This is a genomic window from Thauera sp. ZXT1-4, assembly GCF_052598215.2.
The window spans coordinates 133,216-153,441 of the sequence record NZ_JBQWSN020000001.1 but is presented as its reverse complement, the minus strand read 5'-3'; the positions used below and the strand labels follow the sequence as shown (position 1 = coordinate 153,441).

Here is a 20,226-nt window from a genome sequence, read left to right as displayed (position 1 = left end):
CCCGCGTCGCTTCAGCGCGGCGAAGGCAGGCGTTGGTCCCCTTCCGGCGCGAGCGCGGGAATGCACGGCGTGTCGCTGCGCACGTCTCCGCACTGCGCACGATGGCGCAGCGCGTGGTCGATCAGCACCAGTGCGAGCATCGACTCGGCGATCGGCGTGGCACGGATGCCCACGCAGGGATCGTGGCGGCCTTCGGTGGCAACCATCACCGGCTTGCCGGCGCGGTCGATCGAGCGGCGCTCGAGGCGGATGCTCGAGGTCGGCTTGATCGCTATGCTGGCGAGGATGTCCTGCCCGGTGGAGATGCCGCCAAGCACGCCGCCGGCGTGATTGGACAGGAAGCCCTGCGGCGTCATCTCGTCACCATGCTCGGTGCCACGCTGCGCCACCGATTTGAAGCCGGCGCCGATCTCCACGCCCTTGACCGCGTTGATGCCCATCATCGCGTAGGCGATATCGGCGTCGAGACGCCCATACACCGGCTCGCCCCAGCCCACCGGGACGCCGCTGGCAACCACGTCGATGCGCGCGCCGATGGAGTCGCCGGACTTGCGCAGTGCGTCCATGTAAGCTTCGAGTTCCGGCACGATCGCGGCATTGGGGGCGAAGAAAGGGTTGCCATCGACCTCTTCCCACGACACGAAGGGAATCTCGATCGGGCCAAGCGCAGTCATGCATGCACGAATGACAATGCCGTGGCGTTCCTTCAGCCACTTCTTCGCGATCGCGCCCGCCGCCACCCGCACCGCGGTCTCGCGCGCCGACGAGCGCCCACCGCCGCGATGGTCGCGCAGGCCGTATTTCTGCAGGTAGGCGTAGTCGGCATGGCCGGGGCGGAAGGTATCGGCGATGTTGCCGTAGTCCTTGCTGCGCTGGTCCTGGTTGCGGATCAGCAGCGAGATCGGTGTACCCGTGGTGACGCCCTCGAACACGCCGGAGAGGATCTCGACGGTGTCCGGCTCACGGCGCTGCGTGACGTGTCGCGAGGTGCCCGGCTTGCGGCGATCGAGCTCGGCCTGGATGTCGGCCTCGCTGATCGCCAGTCCCGGCGGGCAGCCATCGACGATGCAGCCGATCGCGGGGCCGTGGGATTCGCCGAAGGAGGTGACGGTGAAGAGCGTGCCGAGGGTGTTGCCGGACATGGGAATCTCTCTTTTCGCCCATGCAGCGAAGGTGACGGCCGAAGCACGCGCACTCGCAGCACAAGGCATCTCGAAATGAACGGGGACGGGGCGCGAGTCTAGCACGCGCACCCCGCCCCCTTCAGCCCGGCGGCAGCATGCCGACAGGCGTCCGCGCGGCCGGATCGGCCCGCGCGCAATTTAGTGGAAGAAACCCTCCAGGCGCTCGAACACCTCGTGCTCCGCACCATGGCGGCGGACATTGAGCACGTCCTCGAGCTTCTCAAGCTGGCGGATCATCTGCTCGAGGCGCTGGTCTTCAAACACGAGCAACCAGATGCGCGAGCGCTTGCCGTCGGACACCGGCATGCACAGGATGCCCTCGACGTTGAAGGCGCGGCGCGCAAAGAGATTGCAGATGTGGCTCATCACCCCGGGGTGGTTGTTCACATCCAGTTCCAGAACGACCTTGGCATAGCCGGCTTGCGGCAGGGGGTCGGCAACCTGTTCGATCATCATCAGCCTCCGATCATCTCGGTGTTGGCCGCACCCGGCGGCACCATGGGATACACGAATTGTTCGCGATCAATCGTCGCGTGAATCAGGCATGGGCCGGGCGCATGCAGGGCTTCGGCAAGCGCTGCGCGCGGGTTGTCGACCTTGTCCAGATCGACCGCAGGCACGCCGAACCCCTCGGCGATCTTCACGAAGTCGGGCTCGGTTCGGTACTTGGAGGCGAACAGGCGCTGGCCGTAGAAGAGCTTCTGTTGCTGATACACCAGGCCGAGCGCATTGTTGTTCATCAGCACGATCTTGACGTTGAGCCCCTCCTCGGCCAGCGTCGCAAGCTCCTGGATATTCATCTTGAAGCTGCCGTCACCGGTGAAGCAGACGACCGTGCGCTCCGGCTCTGCGAGCGCCGCACCGATCGCGGTCGGCATGCCGAAGCCCATCGTACCCAGGCCACCCGAGGTGAGCCACTGGCGCGGACGGCGGAAGGGATAGGCCTGCGCGACCCACATCTGGTGCTGACCGACGTCGGTCGCGATGATCGCGCGGTCGTCGAGTGCACCGGCCACCGCCTGGATCAAGCCATAGTGGGTGCGCGGATCATCCTGGCCGGGGAATTGCATCGGGAAGCGCGTCTTCAGGCTCTCTACGTGCGACAGCCAGCGCTTGCGCAGGGCGACCTGGATGCGCGGCAGCAGCGCTTCGAGTGCGCACTTCACGTTGGCATGGATCGCGACGTGGGCGGTCTTGATCTTGTGCAGTTCGGAGGGGTCGATGTCGATATGCACGACCTTCGCGTTCGGGCAGAACTGCGCCGCGCGGCCAATGGCGCGGTCGTCGAAGCGGGCACCCACGCAGATCAGCACGTCGGCCTCTTCGAGCACGAAGTTGGTGTAGCGCGCGCCGTGCATGCCGAGCATGCCGATCGAAAGGGGGTGATCCATCGGCATCGCCCCGAGCGCCATCAGCGTCATCGTGGTCGGCAGCCCGCCCTGCTCTGCCAGTTGCACCGCGAGCGGCGCAGCGCCCGAGCTGACGACGCCGCCGCCGAGGTAGAGCACCGGTTGCTCGGCCTCGTTGATCATCCGCGCCGCCGCCTCGATCGCCTCCATGTCGAGTTGCGGCGTCGCATCCGCGACTGCGGGCGGCGGCAGTTCATCGACGGTGATCAGCTGATTCTGCACATCCTTGGGCACATCGATCAGCACCGGGCCGGGGCGGCCGGACATCGCGATGCGGAACGCGTCCGGAATCACCTCGAGCAGTTCCTGTGCCGAGCGGACGAGGAAGTTATGCTTGGTAATCGGCACCGTGATGCCGTAGATGTCGACTTCCTGGAAGGCATCGGTGCCGATCATTGCCTGCGGCACCTGACCGGTGATGACCACCATCGGGATGGAGTCGAGACAGGCGTCGGCGATCGCCGTCACCAGGTTGGTCGCTCCGGGGCCGCTGGAGGCAATGCACACCTGCGGCACGCCGGAGACGCGTGCCATGCCCTGTGCCATGAAGCCCGCCCCCTGCTCGTGACGAGCGAGCACGTGGCGAATCTGCTCGCTCGCGGACATCGCGTCATAAAAGGGCAGGATCGCGCCGCCGGGGATTCCCGCGACGGTGCGTACGCCCTGGCGCTCGAGAAGGCGCACCATCAGTTGCGCGCCGGTCATTTGCATCATGTTGCTCTCCTTGCTTGGGGATACGGTGAGAGTGCTGCGGCGTCAGTACCGGCGGGGCGCAAAAAGCAAAACCCCCGTCGGGCTTGCGCGCCGACGGGGGTTGGAGATTCCTGCTGTCCTGTGTTTCGTGTCCCGTTACGACGCGCGCCTGCCTACGCCTACTACGCGTACTACGGATACGAGGGCAAGGGCTTCAAACCGGGTCATGAACGTCTCTTTAACGGGTGCCTGGCTCAACGGCCTGGAAACGTGGACCGAAGTTTAAGCACGAAACTGTGCATTGCACAAGAAACTTGTTGCGAGAAACTTGCCGCATCAGCTGTCACGCAGTTCCCGGCGCAGGATCTTGCCCACGTTGCTCTTCGGCAACTCGTCACGGAATTCGATGTGATGCGGGATCTTGTAGCCGGTGAGGTTCTCGCGGCAATGCGCGAGCACCGCCTCGGACGTCAGCGCAGGATCCTTGCGCACGACAAACACCTTCACCGCTTCGCCGCTACGCTCGTCGGGCACACCGATCGCGGCCACCTCGAGCACCCCCGGGTGGCTCGCAACCACGTCCTCGATCTCGTTCGGATACACGTTGAAACCCGAGACCAGGATCATGTCCTTCTTGCGATCCACGAGGGTGATGAAACCCTTCTCGTCCATGATCGCGATGTCTCCGGTGCGCAGGTACCCGTCCGCGGTGAACACGCGCGCCGTCTCCTCCGGCCGCCGCCAGTACCCCGGGGTGACCTGGGGACCACGCACGCAGAGCTCGCCGCGCTGCCCGATGGCCTGCTCGTTGCCCTCATCGTCGCGGATGCTGATCTCGGTGGAGGAGACGGGCAGTCCGATCGAATGGTTGAATGCCTTGAGGTCAAGCGGGTTGATGGTGACGGCGGGCGATGTCTCGGTCAGACCATAGGCCTCGACCAGCGGCACCCCGGTCACGCGCTTCCACTTCTCGGCGACGGCCTGCTGCACGGCCATGCCACCACCGAGCGTGACCTTGAGCGAAGAGAAATCCAGCTTGGCAAAATCGGGGTTGTTCACAAGGGCGTTGAAGAGCGTGTTCACCCCCGTGATGACGGTGAAGCGATGCTTGCCCAGTTCCTTGACGAAGCCCGGAATGTCGCGCGGATTGGGAATCAGCACGTTGACCGCCCCGATCTTCAGGAAAGTCAGGCAGTTCGCCGTCAGAGAGAAGATGTGGTACAGGGGCAACGCGGTGATGATGGTCTCACTGCCCTCGTTCACGTAGGGCCCGATCCAGGCGTGCGCCTGCTGAAGGTTGGCGATGATGTTGCGATGCGTGAGCATTGCTCCCTTCGCCACTCCGGTGGTCCCTCCGGTGTACTGCAGGAAGGCGATGTCGTCATGCCCCACGTCCACCGGCTGCAGCGTATGCGCTGCACCGCGGCGCAGCGCCTCGCTGAAGCGCACGTGACCGTCGAGCCGCCACGCGGGCACCATCTTGCGCACGCGGCGAACCACGAAATTGACGATCGGCCCCTTCGGGAAGCCCAGCAGTTCACCCATGCTGGCCACCACGATGTGCTTTACCGGCACCTGCGCACGCACATGATCGAGCGTGTGCGCGAAGTTCTCGAGGATGACGATCGCCTCCGCACCCGCATCCTTGAGTTGATGTTCAAGCTCCCGCGCCGTGTATAGCGGATTGACGTTGACGACGACGTATCCAGCGCGCAAGGCGCCGAACAGTGCGATCGGATACTGCAGCACGTTCGGCATCATGAGTGCGATGCGCGAGCCCTTCGGAAGCTTCAGCTCACCCTGCAGGAAGGCGCCGAAGCGTGCCGACTGGGTCTCGAGCTCGGCATAACGGATCGCCTTGCCCATGCACACGTAGGCCGTCCGGTCGGCAAAGCGCGCTGCGCTGCGCTCGAACAGATGGCCGAGCGAGCGGAACTCGTCGACGTCGACTTCCGGCGGCACGCCCGGGGGGTAGCTCTTCAGCCAGATTTTTTCCACGCTTTCTCCTCCTGTTGCTGGAAATAACGCCAGCAGGGCCATGTGGCCCCGCCGGCTCCGCCCTCCCGAGGCGTCCAGCAGGCGCATGCACCTGCCGCTTCATTCCAACCAAGCCGCCCCCGTTTGTTTTAGGGTGGGGTGTCGGCGGGACGGATCGCTCCGTCCATGGAGGTGCGGTGACTGCGCACCGCGCGCCGGGCAGATCGCCCGGTCTTGTTCTTGCGGATACTTACTGCTGCCGCTCCTCGCCTTCGGGCCAGTTGCGGATGTAGTTCTTCAGCATCCGGTTCTCGAAGCTCTGCTCTTCGAGCACAGCCTTCGCCACATCATGGAAGCTGACCACGCCGAGCAGCGTATGGCCATCCATTACGGGCAGGTAGCGCTGATGATGCTCGACCATCAGGCGGCGCAGCTCGTCCATTTCCATGTCCGGCGAAGCCGAGCGCGGATCCTGCAGCATGACGTCCCCGACGCTGAGGGCCTGCCAGTCGGCGCCCGCTTTCTGCACGGCGACCAGCACCTCGCGGAAGGTCAGCAGGCCAACCATCTCGCCACGAGAAAAAACGACGAGCGAGCCGACGTCCTGCTCGTTCATGATCTCGACCGCTTCGGCAATGTTCCTGTTGGGCGCGATGGTAAACAACACCTTGCCCTTGATCGCGAGAATCTCGCTCACCAGCATGACGGTCTCCGAAGCCTGTAAATGAGTATGTCTGACAGCCGTTCAGGCGCCATATTAGTGCAACACCCCGATGCCGCAAAGCCGGTCAGGGAAGACACCTACCCGCCTTCGCTCAGCGCAGAAGCTCGCCAAGCTTGGATTTGATCTTCGCCCATTGGTCCGCATCGGGCAGCGAATCCTTGCGCTCGACGATCGGCTTCCACTGCTTCGCAAGCTCCGCATTGAGCGCGATGAACTGCTGCTGGTCCGCGGGCACGTCGTCTTCGGCGAAGATCGCCTCGACCGGACACTCGGCCACGCACAGCGTACAGTCGATGCACTCCTCGGGGTCGATGACCAGAAAATTGGGGCCTTCCCGGAAGCAGTCCACCGGACAGACATCCACACAGTCGGTGTATTTGCAACGGATGCAGCTTTCGGTCACGACATAAGCCATTGTGTCTCTCCAAGCGTGAGAATTGTGCTGGCCAACTGGCTGGCCCGGACGTCAAATATAGTCCAGTCGTTTGTTTTTTTGCCACGCCTTGCTGCCCGATAGCACCCGCAGCCTTCCAAGACCCTTGACGCGGGGCATCGGTTCGCATAAGTTTCGGCGCAAATCCTTCACGGAAGGCCCTCCCTTCCTCCGGACCTCCCGGCCTGCATCCTCCGCACAGCGGCGCATCGCCGGCTCATACTCTCCCTCTCGTATCCATTCTCCGCGACGCAGCAGTGCAGTTGCGTCCATCCCCGCTAGCCCTTATGTGAGGAATCATGAGCGAGCATATCCACTATGTGACCGACGGCAACTTCGAAGCCGAAGTGCTGCAGTCCCAGACCCCGGTGCTGGTCGATTACTGGGCCGAATGGTGCGGCCCCTGCAAGATGATCGCCCCGATCCTCGACGACGTCGCCAAGGATTACGCCGGCAAGCTCAAGGTTGCCAAGCTCAACATCGATGACAACCAGGAAACCCCCGCCAAGTACGGCATTCGTGGCATCCCCACGCTGATGCTGTTCAAGGGCGGCAACGTCGAGGCGACCAAAGTGGGCGCCCTTTCCAAATCTCAACTGACCGCCTTCATTGACAGCAACATCTAAGCCGGACCAGGCTCCGGCCCGTTCCCGCAGTTCTTCGCGCGCCCGTCGCCGCGGCGCGCGAAACCGGGACGGCAATTCCCCCCAGAACGCAAAGTCCGAAAACGACCTGTTCGACGTCGAGGCCGTCGGCGAGGAAGCTTCCTCCACGCCCCGCGACCCCAACGCCCCGGCACTTCACCTCTCCGAGCTCAAGGCCCTGCATGTCAGCGAATTGCTGCAGATGGCGGTCGAGGCCGGCGTGGAAGGCGCAAACAGGCTGCGCAAGCAGGAACTCGTCTTCGCGCTGTTGCGCAACCGTGCCCGCAGGGGCGATCCGATCTGTGGCGATGGCGCACTCGAAGTGCTGCCTGACGGATTCGGCTTCCTGCGCTCTCCCGACACCTCGTACCTCGCGGGGACGGACGACATCTATGTGTCGCCCTCGCAGATCCGGCGCTTCAACCTGCGCACTGGCGACACGATCGAGGGAGAGATCCGCATTCCGAAGGACGGCGAGCGTTATTTCGCGCTCACCAAGCTCGACACGATCAACGGTCGCCCCCCGGAAGAATGCAAGAACAAGATCCTGTTCGAGAACCTCACGCCGCTGCATCCGCAGGAGTGCCTGAAGCTCGAGCGCGAGATGCGCGGCGAGGAGAACGTCACCAGCCGCGTCATCGACATGATCGCGCCCATCGGCAAGGGCCAGCGCGGCCTGCTCGTCGCACCGCCCAAGAGCGGCAAAACCGTCATGCTGCAGCATATCGCGCACGCGATCACGGCCAACCACCCGGACGTCAAGCTGATCGTGTTGCTGATCGACGAGCGCCCGGAGGAAGTGACCGAGATGCAGCGCTCGGTGAAGGGCGAGGTCGTGGCCTCCACCTTCGATGAACCGGCAACGCGTCACGTACAGGTCGCCGAGATGGTGATCGAGAAGGCCAAGCGCCTGACCGAGCACAAGTATGACGTCGTGATCCTTCTCGACTCGCTGACCCGTCTCGCACGCGCCTACAACACCGTGCAGCCCGCATCCGGAAAGGTACTGACCGGCGGCGTCGATGCCAACGCGCTGCAGAAGCCCAAGCGCTTCTTCGGTGCCGCGCGCAACATCGAGGAAGGCGGCTCTCTGACCATCATTGCCACGACCCTGATCGATACCGGCAGTCGCATGGACGACGTGATCTACGAGGAATTCAAGGGCACCGGCAACATGGAGCTCCACCTCGATCGCCGCATGGCCGAGAAACGCGTCTATCCAGCCATCAACGTCAACCGGTCGGGCACCCGGCGCGAAGAGCTGCTGCTCAAGGCCGACGTGCTGCAGAAAGTGTGGATCCTGCGCAAGCTGCTCTACGGCATGGATGACATCGACGCGATGGAATTCCTGCTTGACAAGATCAAGGCCACCAAAGGCAACGCGGAGTTCTTCGACGCGATGCGCTCGGGCCGCGGCTGATCCACGGATCGCCGTTTGCAACAAGCGAACGCCACCTTCGGGTGGCGTTCGTGCGTGTACGCCCGCCCGCAGCGCACAATGCCGGCGGGGGTACACATCATTTGTAATCGAAGAAGCCCTTCCCGCTCTTGCGCCCCAGATAACCCGCCTCGACCATCTCCACCAGCAGCGGAGCCGGACGATACTTCGGATCCTTGAAGCCCTCGAACAGCACCTGCATCACCGCAAGCTGCACGTCCAGCCCGATGAGATCGCACAGCGCCAGCGGGCCAATCGGGTGGTTGCAGCCGAGCTTCATGGCCTCGTCGATCTCCCCAGCGGTAGCAAGCCCTTCGCCAAGGGTGAAGATCGCCTCGTTGATCATCGGGCACAGCATGCGGTTGACCACGAAACCCGGGCTGTTCTTCACCTGCACCGGCGTCTTGCCGATCTGCCTGGCCACGGCCTCGACACGGGCGTGAGTCTCGGCGCTCGTCTGCAGGCCGCGGATCAGCTCAACCAGCGCCATCATCGGCACCGGATTGAAGAAATGCATGCCGATGACACGGTCGGCACGGCCAGTTGCGGCAGCCAGGCGAGTCACCGAGATCGAGGAAGTATTGGTCGCGAGAATCGCGTCCTGCTTCATCGCGGCGTCCAGATCCGCAAAAATCTTCAGTTTGAGATCGAGATTCTCGGTGGCAGCCTCGATGACGAGGTCGCAGTCGGCGAGCGCGCTCACGACCGTCGCAGTTGAAATGCGCGCCATCACAGCCGCTTTCTCGTCGGCGCTCATCTTTTCCTTCTTGATCAGCCGGTCAAGACTCGCACTGATGGTCGACAACCCGCGTTGCACCTGGGGCTCACCGATATCCATCATGACCACATTCAAACCTGCGGCCGCAAAGGCCTGAGCAATGCCGTTCCCCATGGTCCCGGCGCCCACCACGCCGATCTTGCCGATGCTCATCTTCATACGCTCCCTCGATAGTTGGTCCGAAACGAACGCTGCAATGGCGGCGGCCTTCGCCGTCCATACTACAGCGTATGGAACGAAACTCTAGCGGATGACAGGCGGACTGACCAGCCTTACGGAGGAAGAAATCCAGGGCGCAAAAATTGAAAAAGCCCTTTCGAGATATCTCGAAAGGGCTTTTTTTGTGGCGGAGTGGACGGGACTCGAACCCGCGACCCCCGGCGTGACAGGCCGGTATTCTAACCAACTGAACTACCACTCCGCACTGACTTTCTCCGACGCTTGTCGGATTCGCTTCACAGCCCAATGGCTGTGTCGCCTTGTATGGCGTCCCCACGGGGATTCGAACCCCGGTTATCGCCGTGAAAGGGCGGTGTCCTAGGCCTCTAGACGATGGGGACTGCAAGCCTACTTACTGCTCAAAACCTTTGGTGGAGGTAAGCGGGATCGAACCGCTGACCTCTTGCATGCCATGCAAGCGCTCTCCCAGCTGAGCTATACCCCCACAACGAGTCGGCGATTATAGCTTCCGTTCAAGCTCACCGCAACTGTTCCGAAGCGCGACTCTCGAAACAGACCGGAGCAAAGCTCCGGGTGAAACTGGCGGAGTGGACGGGACTCGAACCCGCGACCCCCGGCGTGACAGGCCGGTATTCTAACCAACTGAACTACCACTCCGCACTGACTTTCTCCGACGCTTGTCGGATTCGCTTCACAGCCCAATGGCTGTGTCGCCTTGTATGGCGTCCCCACGGGGATTCGAACCCCGGTTATCGCCGTGAAAGGGCGGTGTCCTAGGCCTCTAGACGATGGGGACTGCAAGCCTACTTACTGCTCAAAACCTTTGGTGGAGGTAAGCGGGATCGAACCGCTGACCTCTTGCATGCCATGCAAGCGCTCTCCCAGCTGAGCTATACCCCCGTCACCGAAGAGCGCGCAGTATAGTAAGCGTTCTTCGCTTTGTAAACACGTTCTGCAATTTTTGTAGCATCCTCCAATACGCGCTGTTTTCGCCACGCCGCCCTGCATGCAATAGCCCCCTGCACAGCCCGTCATCCAGCTGCTCGAGCCCGTGCATGGACTCCCCTAGACACCATCCGACCCGATACGAGCCACCCCGATAGTGGACCTGCGCGAACGCTTTCTCGCACTGCAAGCGCTGCTACAGGCCCATCGCGCCTTCTGGGCGCCCTCGCCTTTTCATCAGGAACTCCCGCAATGGTGCCTGGATCAGCCGCAGCTGGCACACCAGGTCCTCGCACTGGATGCCGCAAGCGTTGATCGTTACCGCGACAAACCGGATCTGGCGACGAACTGGCTCGCACCGCGCCTGCACGGCCTGGCGGAACTGACCGCACTCAGCACGCTCGACATGCTGCCCGCGCAGCCGGCCACACCCGTGCCGCCGCACCTCGACGTAGAGATCCCGGGCCGCAAGAAAGCGCAGATCGAGGCTTTCGCCTCTCGTTTGCCGCAGATTCCAGGGCCCGCCCTCGAATGGTGTGCTGGCAAGGCGCACCTGGGCCGACACCTGCATCAAACGCGCAGAATCGAAGTCGCCGCACTCGAGATCGATGTCGCGCTCTGCCAGCAAGCCAGACGGCTCGCCGCCCGACACCGCGTTCCGCACACCATCCTCCAAGGCGACGCGACGAGCCCATCAGCAATCGAATACCTTGAGGGGCGGGACGTGGTAGCCCTGCATGCATGCGGAGAGTTGCATCGCCGGCTCGTCCGCACCGCTGCCGACCACGGCGCGCGCAGCCTGCACATCGCGCCCTGTTGTTACCACAAGGGTAGCGCCGGCGCCTACCAGGCCATGAGCGGTACCGCCACCCTCCAACTCGACAGCAACAAGCTGCGCCTCGCCGTCACCGAGGCCGTCACCGCGCCACTGCACGACCGTCGCCGACTCGCGCGGGATCAGGCCTGGAAGCTCGGTTATCTGGCGCTCCGCAATGACCTCGGACTGCAGGCGGAGAGTCCATTCCAGCCCGTTCCGGCTGCATGGCTGAAGAACGATTTCGCCAACTTCTGCAGGCTTCTCGCCGCGCGCGCGCAGCTGCGGCTCCCCGGGCACATCAACTGGGCACATTGGGAGAACGCCGGAGCCGCCCGCCGCGAACAGGTCCTTCGCCTCGAGATCATCCGCCACGCCTACCGCCGCCCACTGGAGATCTGGTTGGCCCTCGACCTCGCGCTGGGACTGCAGGAGCGTGGCTTCGAAGTCCAGATCGGCTGCTTCTGCACACGAACACTCACACCGCGGAACATTCTCATCAGCGCTTGCCGCCATGCGGGAGGATAAGGAGTCGTGGCGCAGCCCGTCATTGGTCGCCTGATCACTGGTGGCCCCCCGGCACGGTCGAAGCCGCAGCGCATCCTCGAGTCGCATCACAAACTCACCAACGCAATCCGCAAGGTCACCGATCACCTCCCCCGCCACGGCGCGCTGCAGACCATGGCAGCCGTACTCCCGGTCAGCGCCTCGTTGCAAGTGGGAGTCCGCACCCCCGCTTTCGTCAAACTCCGGTAGCGGCGACCATACGACCATCCTCCACGATAGGCGCTGCGATCTCCGTGGCGCGATCGCCTTACGCGGGCGACAAGCCCTTACGCGGACGACAAGCCCCGTGACCTCGAAATCCAATGACCGCCTTCGCAGACTTGATGTGAAACCGGATGCTCGGGTAAGGTAAAAAAGGATTTGAGCAAATACATCGGATCCCTCCCGCTGCGCAAGGGTCAATTGACTGGCCATTCATGCCATGCAGTGGGCGATCGTTCAACGGCCAATGCGTCGCTTGAGTTTTGTGAGGCCCCTTGCCGGGGCCGACCGGCCGCGGTGCCCGCCCCAAGGCGCTGACGTGGTCTGCCATGCTGCACTTCACCTCGCAGTGAGTGCGGCATGCCACCAGAACAACCCACGACATGACCCGTACCGAGACACCTTCGTCCATCCGATCCTCCACCCGCGCTCCCATTCGTTTCCGTAGCACCCGCCCGAGTGATGGCACCGCTCTGTGGCAATTCGTCCAGGCTACTGGCACGCTGGAGCCAAACTCGGTCTATTTCTACGTGCTGTTCGCCGCCGACTTCGGCGACACCTGCCTTGTGGCTGAGCAGGACGGCCGCATCGTCGGCGCCGTCATCGGCTTCCACCCGCCGCGCGAGGCCGACACTGCCTTCGTCTGGCAGGTGGGGGTGCTGCCCGAGCAGCGCGGCCAGGGCCTCGGCCTGCAGCTGCTGCAGCAGTGGTTGAGCCTGCCGGCCAATGCCTGCTGTCGCTGGGTGACAGCCACAGTGGCGGACGACAACCTGGCCTCAAGTGCGCTGTTTCACCGCCTGGCGCGCGAACATGACACCCGCTGCCACGTAACCCCCTACTTCACCGTCGATCTGTTTCCAGCAGATCACCCCGCCGAGCCGCTGTTGCGCGTGGGCCCGATTGCGCGCCATACGCCCGCCCGCGGCGTTCAGTCCCAGCTCGAGAACCCCATACCGGTCTGACCGGCTTCGTGCCGTGCCGGGCACTCGCAGGCGCGAGCGCCCCGATACCGCTCGTCCCGGGTCGAGCGCAGCCCCGCCCTTTTTCGACCACAGGAGTTACTTCATGATGAACACATTCGAACAGTACGAATCCGAAGTACGCGGCTATTGCCGCAGTTTTCCCGCGATGTTCACCAGCGCCAAGGGCGCGTGGATGATAGACGCCGAGGGCCGCCGCTACCTCGACTTCTTCTGCGGCGCAGGTGTGCTGAACTACGGTCACAACCCCGACAGGATCAAGCAGGCCCTGCTGGCCTACCTTATGCGCGACGGCATCACGCACTCGCTGGACATGTACACCGAGGCGAAGCAGGGCTTCATCGAGCGCTTCAACGAAGTCATCCTGCAGCCGCGAGGCCTGCGCTACAAATTCCAATTTCCCGGGCCGACCGGCACCAATGCGGTCGAGGCTGCGCTCAAGCTGGCGCGCAAGGTGACCGGACGCGAGCAGGTGGTCGGCTTCACCAATGCCTTTCACGGCATGACGCTGGGTGCGCTGGCGGTGACAGGGAACGGGTTCAAGCGCGCCGGGGCCGGCGTGCCGCTCGGCCACACCGCCTCCGTTCCGTTCGATGGCTATCTTGGCGAAGGCACCGATACGCTCGACTACTTCGAAGCGCTGCTCAAGGACGAGGGCAGCGGGATGGACAAGCCTGCCGCGGTCATCGTCGAGACCGTGCAGGCAGAGGGTGGCGTCAACGTCGCCAGCATCGAGTGGCTTCAGCGCCTGCGCCGCGTTACCGAAGAGCATGGCGTGCTGCTCATCGTCGATGACATCCAGGTCGGCTGCGGCCGCACCGGGACGTTCTTCAGCTTCGAGGACGCAGGCATCGTGCCGGACATCGTCACGCTGTCCAAGTCCTTGTCGGGCTATGGCCTGCCGCTGGCGCTGGTGCTGATCAAGCCCGAACTCGACCAATGGGCGCCGGGCGAACACAACGGCACCTTCCGCGGGCACAACCCGGCCTTCGTCACTGCCACCGCCGCGCTCAAGTTCTGGCAGGACGGCCTCCTCACCGAGGATGTCGCGCGCAAGGCGGAACTGGTGGAGAAGCGCCTGGCCAACATCGTCGCAAAGCACGTTCCGGATGCGCGGGTGCGCGGGTGCGGGCTGATCTGGGGCGTCGAGTTCGACGACGCACAGCTGGCGACGCGCATCTCGCAGGCGTGCTTCAAGCGCGGGCTGATCATCGAGACCGCAGGCATCGACGATCAGGTGCTCAAGCTGCTCCCGAGCCTGACCATCACCGAGGAAGAGCTGCGGCACGGCCTGGACGTGATCGAAGCGGGTCTGTGCGACGCCCTGGGGGTCGACAACGCGGCGGCCGCGATCGAAGCCGCGGCCTAAGATCCCCGTCCTCACTGCGCCCCGTCTTTCACCTACCGCGCCCCGTAAAGAACGGGGTGCACCGTACCTACGAGGAAGCTCCAATGATCGTGAAGCATCTGGACGACGTCATCGGCACCGCCGCCGACGTGGATACCGAAGGCTGGAACAGCCGTCGCCTGATCTACAAGGATGCCGGCGTCGGCTATTCGTTGAACGACACCATCATCAAACCAGGCACCGAGCATGAGTTCGAGTACAGGAACCACCTCGAGACGGTGTACTGCATCGAGGGCGAAGGCGAGATCACCGACCTCGCCACCGGCGTGACCCACGCCATCCGCCCCGGCACCCTGTACTGCCTGAACCGGCACGACCGCCACATCCTGCGTGCCAACAAGGGCAGCCACATGCGCATGGTGTGTGTGTTCAATCCACCGCTGACCGGGCGCGAGGTGCATGACCAGACGGGCGCGTATGCGCTCGCCGACTGAGAGGATGGGAGCGCCATGACGGGTGTTTTGCAAGATGCTGGAAAACGGCCGTCCGCCAAACGATTGGAGCAAGTTACTCGCCGAAGCCCGGGCGGGGGGAGCGTTTGCAGCGGTTCGCCGCCTGCGTCACGCCGTAAAGCTTGGCTTCGATGGTGAACAGCGTTATCACGGAATCATTCGTTTTAGAGAGGAAGATGCAACCCGGACTACGATTCGGAACTGGCCCGATCGATGATGGACGAGTGCGCACGCCTGCTGGACGCTGATTGATGCGAGGCGCTGACTGAGCCTCGACGGGACAAGCCGATCAGTCGCTCACCCTTCCGCGTGCGGCCTTGATCGACGCCCGCCGCGCTTTCCCCTCCAGTCTGCGGGCGACCGACGCACGCGTTGGCCGGGTCGAACGACGCGCCTTCGGGGGCGCAGCCACACACTCGATCAACTCTTCCAGCCGGCGCAGCGCCTCGGTGCGGTTCTTCTCCAGGCTGCGAAATCCCTGCGCCTTGATGATCACCACGCCCTCCTTGCTGATCCGATGGTCGTGCAGGGCGAGCAGACGCGCGCGCAAGTCCTCGGGCAGGCTCGATGCCGCGATGTCGAAGCGCAGATGCACGGCGTTCGACACCTTGTTGACGTTCTGGCCGCCCGCACCCTGCGCACGGATCGCGGTGATCTCGATTTCGTCGGGCGGGAGGGTGAAGCGGATCGTCATCTCTCAGCCCCGGCGCCCCGTCGCACAGGCATCAGCATCCCCGGGCAGCGGCCAGGCATCTCGGCAGCTGCGCCTTCGACGCGCGCTGGATCTGCCGCAGCAGTGCGACCGACACCCTGGGCACCTGATGCCGGCGCCGCAGCTCATCCTCGAGCCGCAGCAGCAGGCTCGCGGCCATCTCGGCATCGGCCAGCGCGCGGTGGTAGCGCCCGGCGACCGGCAGGCTGGCGTACTCGACCAACGCGCCGAGCTTGTGACTGGGCGCGAGCGGCAGCAGGCGCCGGGACAGCAGCAGCGAGCATACGAAGTCCTGCTTCCTGCTGCGCTGGATCCGTGCCAGCTCCGCGTCCCAGAACTTGGCGTCGAACGATGCGTTGTGGGCGACGATCGGCATGCCGCCGACGAAATCGAACACCTCACGCATCACCTCGCCCGCCGAAGGTGCGCTGCGGACCATGGCGTTCGTGATCCCGGTCAGCGCCTCGATGTAGGCAGGAATCCGCACACCCGCGTTCATCAGGCTCTGGTAGCGGTCGACCACACGACCGTCCTCCACGATGACCGCTGCGATCTCCGTGGCGCGATCACCCTGCGCGGGAGACAGCCCCGTAGTCTCAAAATCAATGACTGCGACCGCTTCCATACTCCGCACTGTCCTATCGTACGTGGCGCATGGAGGCATGCGCACCTTCGCGACCGGGCTGGATTATAGGCAGGGTGGCCAGCACCCGACGACCCCGCATTGCTTGCTGCGCCTGTGGCCTGCGCCTTGACAACCCAAACGCATCTCCGATTTAACCCGTCCATCGCGCCGATTTGAAGTTCAGCTTGCGGGCGCGTACTAAATGCAGCTATAGCAGCCATCCAAGACCCGCTGAGCCTGCATGGCTAACGAGTCTTTTGCTTTTTGCAGCACCTCACGGGCGCCCAGCACCTGACCCCCAGCCAGCGCGAGACGCTCGGCAAGTTTGTTCCCAAGCCCTTTCCTCTTGCACATACCGGCACGCCCGCTCGCCACAAGTCGAGCGAGCCCCTGCCGATCCGCCCAAGTTGGCTCGGCTGGCGTTGAGCCGGGTCACACGAGGAGAACATCAGCATGTGGCCCTACGCAACCCCGGGGTTAGCAGCCGCCGAGTGGCAACTCAAGCGGAGACTCGCCAGAAAACGAAAAACCCGCAAAGCCAGTGGCAGTGCGGGTTTCAGCGTTTGGTCTGGCGGAGACGGAGGGAGATTCCGCACACCTCGAACAAGCCATTGAAAACACAGTATATCAGCAACTTGCAAGCCTTGATGTGGTAACTACGTGTGGTATATTCGTGTGGTAACACGCCGTCTCCGCCACATTCAAGATACACCATGGGAAGCAATATCGAACGCCGCCGGAACACTTGGTACGCCACCCTCCACGTTCCCGAGGATGTCCGACAGAGGATCGGCAAGTCGAAGTTGTTGCTGTCACTGAAGACCACTGACAAGCGAGTCGCAGAGGAACGCGCCCGCCCGATCATAGCCCAGTGGAAGGCACAGATCGCAGCAGCGAGAGGGAACGCCGATCCGTTCCTTGAAGAAGCGTTGATGTGGCGGCGGGAGTACGAAGAACACGACCAGCCAATCGTTGTTCAAGAGTTCATCGAGCAGGAAGCAGACCGGATCGCCGCAAGCAGAGGAAGCGAGGCCGGAAAGACGTTCTACGCCGTCGCCACCGGGATTCAGACCCCGATGGATACCTTCTTCACCGAGTGGGCATCACACCTGACCCAAGCCCCAAAGACCATCGACCAGATGAAGAAGGATGTCAGGCGGATGATCGACAAGTTCGTCAGCGTCGAGGCGGTGAGCAAGCAAGCGGTCATCGAGTGGGTGAAGGAGTTGATGAAGGACACCCCGACCAGACAGGGTTACTCTTACTCATCACTGGATCGGATCTTCAAGTTCTGTCGGAACTTCTGGCGTTACCTTCAGGAGATCGAGAAGGCCGACCCAGAGAAGCAGCCCTTTATCCTCCCCTCCTTCGCCAAGAAGACCAACGGCAGCAAGACCAAAGGAACCGATGGCTGGGAACCGTTCGAGCCTTCCGAGGTGGTCACCCTCCTTGATGCAGCCACCGAGAAGGAGGACCACGAACTAGCGGATCTGATCCGCCTTGGCATGTACTCAGGCGCGAGGATCGAGGAACTGTGCGCCCTGAAGGTGACGGACTGCACCGACGAGGTACTGAAGATCACCGACAGCAAGACCGAGGCGGGCATTCGTCGGGTTCCTCTTCATTCGGAACTGGTCGAGGTGGTGAAGCGGTTGAAGGAGGCGAGCAGGGACAGCTACCTGCTGTCAGGTCTCACCTTCAACAAGTACGGGGACCGCTCGAATGCCATCGGGAAGCGGTTCGGGAGGCTGAAGAAGTCTCTCGGGTTCCCTGACAAGAAGGTCTTCCACTCGATCAGGAAGACTGTGGTCACCCTGCTTGAGGATGCAGGAGTGTCCGAGAACCTCACCGCCGACATCGTGGGCCATGAGAAGCCCCGGATCACCTATGGCCTGTACTCCGGGGGTCACTCAGTGGAGCGGATGAAGGAAGCTATCGAGAAGGTGAGGTATCCGAACGAGCGCAATGCAACATGAGGTTTCTATCTCAGGTACTGAACCTTGCTGTTGCCGTCGATGGAGATGTATCCGCCCTTGATCAGAGCGGAAACCAGATTGCTCCGATCCTCTTCGGAGATTCCCCCTTGAAACTGGAACATCGCACTGATGGAGTTAAGGACCCCCGCCCTCTTCGACGGGCGCAACTTCACGAGCCGCTCGGCCACATAGCTGACAGTCTCCGAGGTCGTGCTGGATTTAGCAGGCTCCACAGCTCGCTTGGCTGGGTTCTGTTCCTCTTCCTCCTTCCTAGCCAATTGCACCAGAAGCTGAGCCAAACGGAGTTTGTCACGGTAGCCGAGGGCCTCAACGTGGGGAACGATTTCGTCGTAGTTCATGATCACCTAGCGCCAATATGGAATGCGTGTGCGGAGTAGCTATCTGCAGGAGTAGAGAAAATTTCTGCCGCAGGTTTTCGAGAGGTCACCCCGAAGGGCCGCGCAAGCGTGTTTCCCCCGTACCCCGGCCTCGTCTCTCGGAATCGAGGACACATCCAAGATCACTTCAGGGCCTCGATCCACTGGCGTTCCGAGATGATCGCAATCCCACACCCCTTGTCGATGTATTCGATCGCCTTCTCAATCTTCCGTCCGTAGCTGGTGTGCGCCCAGGTCGGCTCTACCAGCGACCCAACCACCAAATACTCAAGATTGCTTGTCACCCGGTCTGCTGCGATAGAGCCACGGTTTAGAACCTCACGCTCACACTTCGCCCTTGTCCCGAATAGGAACCGACCGGTGAAGCAGAAGCTCCGCCCATCGAAGTAGATCGAGGGGTCGTCATCAAAGGGAATCGTGGCCACCGCAGCCTCAGCGGCTCCTGTCTCGGCCAACTGGAAACCACAGATACCCTTCAGCGTCTCCAAGAGGTCGTCCCGCTCCTCCTTCGTGATCACGCCATCTGCAAGGATCAGCCGCAATCGCTCAGCGATCACGCTTCCCGGCCAGGCGGTTGTGACCTCGGGATACTGATTCAGCCAGAGATCAAGGAACCTCACCTCGGCATCATCAATACGGTTGTCAGCTACAAGCCCGGTGCAGATCCCGAGGAGATGCTCGACAGCCTTGGTGACGCTCTGGTTTCTGATCGCCATCATCGCCGCGAACTCGTTGCCTTCGTATGCCATGGGAGCCTCCCTGTATGCGATTTGAGAAGTCTAGCATCTGACTGCAGCCCCCTGCTGAAGGCTACCGTGAGGAAGCTCAGAAGGTACTCCCTGTGAGCCATACCAAAACAGCCCTCAGCATCATAGCTCAAAGGAGTTGATTTTCTCTGAGCCACCCCTCACAATGTGAGCCACACTCATTGAGCCACACGCGGAGGGATCAGACCATGTCAGCCACGATTGCCTATCTCAGGGTCAGCACCGACGACCAGACCACAGAGAACCAGCGGAGGACGATAGAAGCCCGCTACAAGGTCTCAAAGTGGTTCGTGGAGGAAGGTGTATCCGGTTCGATTCCAGCGGCTCAAAGGCCCGCTATGGCCGCCCTATTGGCATACGTGAGAGAGGGTGACACCGTGGTGGTGGTCGCCATCGACCGACTCGGACGGAACACAATCGACGTTCTGACAACAGTCGAGACCCTCAAGGCCAAGGGCGTTTCCGTCGTCTCGATGCGCGAGGGGTTCGACCTCGCCACCCCTGCCGGAAGGCTCATGCTCACCATGCTCGCCGCAGTGGCCGAACTGGAGCGGGAGAACATCAAGGTCCGACAGATGGCCGGGATCGAGCGAGCCAGAGCGGAGGGGAAGAACCTCGGCAGGGAGAAGACCATTGATGATGAAGCGGTGGCACGGTGGAGGCACGAGAACAGCGCCAGCATCAAGCAGACAGCGGAACAGTTCGGGATCTCCCCTGCGTCGGTGAAGCGAGCATGTCAGTCGGTGAAGGTGGCAGCATGAAGACGATCAGGCAGATCAGGGAGAAGCTGCGCGACCCGATGTTCGTGGAGAGCGTCTTTGCATGGGCGTTCGTCGCCTTCTCGGTGGCGATGATCATCAAGACTTAGCGACTAGAAGGGGGCGCACATGCTGCCGACCCTTGGTGGCGACCACGAACAGT

General features: G+C 62.7%; 19 protein-coding genes and 6 tRNA genes. 8 read left to right on the top strand and 17 right to left on the bottom strand.

Annotated elements, in window-relative coordinates:
- Window positions 1–11: 11 nt before the first annotated feature.
- The 6 genes from aroC to fdxA form a co-directional block, all read right to left on the bottom strand.
- Window positions 12–1,142 carry a chorismate synthase gene (aroC, locus tag ACUH78_RS00775; protein WP_418363056.1) on the bottom strand — a complete coding sequence of 377 codons (1,131 nt, stop codon included), beginning with the start codon at window positions 1,140–1,142 and terminating at the stop codon, window positions 12–14.
- A gap of 180 nt (window positions 1,143–1,322) precedes the next feature.
- The gene (ilvN, locus tag ACUH78_RS00770) at window positions 1,323–1,640 is read right to left on the bottom strand and encodes an acetolactate synthase small subunit (protein WP_418363057.1); all 318 of its coding nucleotides are present in this window, start codon (window positions 1,638–1,640) and stop codon (window positions 1,323–1,325) included.
- The gene (gene ilvB, locus ACUH78_RS00765) at window positions 1,640–3,307 is read right to left on the bottom strand and encodes an acetolactate synthase large subunit (RefSeq protein WP_445332511.1); all 1,668 of its coding nucleotides are present in this window, start codon (window positions 3,305–3,307) and stop codon (window positions 1,640–1,642) included. The genes ilvN and ilvB overlap by 1 nt, the downstream gene beginning before the upstream one ends.
- A gap of 315 nt (window positions 3,308–3,622) precedes the next feature.
- Window positions 3,623–5,284: a long-chain-fatty-acid--CoA ligase gene (locus ACUH78_RS00760; protein WP_445332512.1), complete on the bottom strand. Its 1,662-nt coding sequence runs from the start codon at window positions 5,282–5,284 to the stop codon at window positions 3,623–3,625.
- A gap of 229 nt (window positions 5,285–5,513) precedes the next feature.
- Window positions 5,514–5,966 (bottom strand): CBS domain-containing protein, encoded by a 453-nt coding sequence (locus tag ACUH78_RS00755; RefSeq protein ID WP_418363060.1) that lies wholly within the window; start codon window positions 5,964–5,966, stop codon window positions 5,514–5,516.
- A gap of 112 nt (window positions 5,967–6,078) precedes the next feature.
- On the bottom strand, window positions 6,079–6,402 hold the full coding sequence (gene fdxA / locus ACUH78_RS00750) for a ferredoxin FdxA (protein WP_418363061.1): 324 nt from the start codon (window positions 6,400–6,402) through the stop codon (window positions 6,079–6,081).
- 317 nt (window positions 6,403–6,719) lie between these two features.
- On the opposite strand from fdxA, the gene trxA reads away from it, so the two are divergent.
- Both trxA and rho read left to right on the top strand, forming a co-directional pair.
- Window positions 6,720–7,046, top strand: a complete 327-nt coding sequence (trxA, locus tag ACUH78_RS00745) for a thioredoxin TrxA (protein WP_418363062.1) — start codon at window positions 6,720–6,722, stop codon at window positions 7,044–7,046.
- Entirely contained in the window at window positions 7,030–8,484 is a 1,455-nt protein-coding gene (gene rho, locus ACUH78_RS00740; RefSeq protein WP_418363063.1) for a transcription termination factor Rho, read from the top strand. Before trxA ends, rho begins: the two co-directional genes overlap by 17 nt.
- A gap of 97 nt (window positions 8,485–8,581) precedes the next feature.
- Here rho and ACUH78_RS00735 read toward each other — a convergent pair whose 3' ends face one another.
- From ACUH78_RS00735 to ACUH78_RS00705, 7 genes are all read right to left on the bottom strand, one after another.
- Window positions 8,582–9,433, bottom strand: a complete 852-nt coding sequence (locus ACUH78_RS00735) for a 3-hydroxybutyryl-CoA dehydrogenase (protein WP_418363351.1) — start codon at window positions 9,431–9,433, stop codon at window positions 8,582–8,584.
- 191 nt (window positions 9,434–9,624) lie between these two features.
- Window positions 9,625–9,701 (bottom strand) — tRNA-Asp (locus tag ACUH78_RS00730).
- A 63-nt stretch (window positions 9,702–9,764) separates the two neighbouring features.
- Window positions 9,765–9,840, bottom strand: a tRNA-Glu gene (locus ACUH78_RS00725).
- Window positions 9,841–9,868: 28 nt separating this feature from the next.
- Window positions 9,869–9,944, bottom strand: a tRNA-Ala gene (locus tag ACUH78_RS00720).
- A 96-nt stretch (window positions 9,945–10,040) separates the two neighbouring features.
- Window positions 10,041–10,117: transfer RNA gene (locus tag ACUH78_RS00715), tRNA-Asp, on the bottom strand.
- 63 nt (window positions 10,118–10,180) lie between these two features.
- Window positions 10,181–10,256 (bottom strand) — tRNA-Glu (locus ACUH78_RS00710).
- 28 nt (window positions 10,257–10,284) lie between these two features.
- Window positions 10,285–10,360: transfer RNA gene (locus ACUH78_RS00705), tRNA-Ala, on the bottom strand.
- A gap of 202 nt (window positions 10,361–10,562) precedes the next feature.
- On the opposite strand from ACUH78_RS00705, the gene ACUH78_RS00700 reads away from it, so the two are divergent.
- From ACUH78_RS00700 to ACUH78_RS00685, 4 genes are all read left to right on the top strand, one after another.
- Window positions 10,563–11,747: a methyltransferase gene (locus tag ACUH78_RS00700; protein ID WP_445332513.1), complete on the top strand. Its 1,185-nt coding sequence runs from the start codon at window positions 10,563–10,565 to the stop codon at window positions 11,745–11,747.
- 623 nt (window positions 11,748–12,370) lie between these two features.
- Window positions 12,371–12,949 (top strand): diaminobutyrate acetyltransferase, encoded by a 579-nt coding sequence (ectA, locus tag ACUH78_RS00695; RefSeq protein WP_418363066.1) that lies wholly within the window; start codon window positions 12,371–12,373, stop codon window positions 12,947–12,949.
- A 103-nt stretch (window positions 12,950–13,052) separates the two neighbouring features.
- Window positions 13,053–14,336: a diaminobutyrate--2-oxoglutarate transaminase gene (ectB, locus tag ACUH78_RS00690; RefSeq protein ID WP_445332514.1), complete on the top strand. Its 1,284-nt coding sequence runs from the start codon at window positions 13,053–13,055 to the stop codon at window positions 14,334–14,336.
- A gap of 83 nt (window positions 14,337–14,419) precedes the next feature.
- Entirely contained in the window at window positions 14,420–14,809 is a 390-nt protein-coding gene (locus ACUH78_RS00685; RefSeq protein ID WP_418363068.1) for an ectoine synthase, read from the top strand.
- 307 nt (window positions 14,810–15,116) lie between these two features.
- Here ACUH78_RS00685 and arfB read toward each other — a convergent pair whose 3' ends face one another.
- Window positions 15,117–15,521: an alternative ribosome rescue aminoacyl-tRNA hydrolase ArfB gene (gene arfB / locus ACUH78_RS00680; protein WP_510497544.1), complete on the bottom strand. Its 405-nt coding sequence runs from the start codon at window positions 15,519–15,521 to the stop codon at window positions 15,117–15,119.
- A gap of 31 nt (window positions 15,522–15,552) precedes the next feature.
- The gene (locus tag ACUH78_RS00675) at window positions 15,553–16,164 is read right to left on the bottom strand and encodes a 3'-5' exonuclease (RefSeq protein ID WP_418363071.1); all 612 of its coding nucleotides are present in this window, start codon (window positions 16,162–16,164) and stop codon (window positions 15,553–15,555) included.
- Window positions 16,165–16,877: 713 nt separating this feature from the next.
- Here ACUH78_RS00675 and ACUH78_RS00670 point away from each other — a divergent pair.
- Window positions 16,878–18,140, top strand: a complete 1,263-nt coding sequence (locus ACUH78_RS00670; protein WP_445332516.1) for a tyrosine-type recombinase/integrase — start codon at window positions 16,878–16,880, stop codon at window positions 18,138–18,140.
- A gap of 5 nt (window positions 18,141–18,145) precedes the next feature.
- Here the strand turns inward: ACUH78_RS00670 and ACUH78_RS00665 are convergent, their stop codons facing one another.
- Complete coding sequence (locus ACUH78_RS00665; RefSeq protein ID WP_445332517.1) at window positions 18,146–18,499, bottom strand: hypothetical protein; 354 nt, start codon at window positions 18,497–18,499, stop codon at window positions 18,146–18,148.
- 161 nt (window positions 18,500–18,660) lie between these two features.
- Complete coding sequence (locus ACUH78_RS00660; RefSeq protein ID WP_445332518.1) at window positions 18,661–19,287, bottom strand: BRCT domain-containing protein; 627 nt, start codon at window positions 19,285–19,287, stop codon at window positions 18,661–18,663.
- A gap of 206 nt (window positions 19,288–19,493) precedes the next feature.
- Between ACUH78_RS00660 and ACUH78_RS00655 the strand changes: the two genes are divergently transcribed.
- The gene (locus ACUH78_RS00655; RefSeq protein ID WP_445332519.1) at window positions 19,494–20,066 is read left to right on the top strand and encodes a recombinase family protein; all 573 of its coding nucleotides are present in this window, start codon (window positions 19,494–19,496) and stop codon (window positions 20,064–20,066) included.
- Window positions 20,067–20,226: the final 160 nt, after the last annotated feature.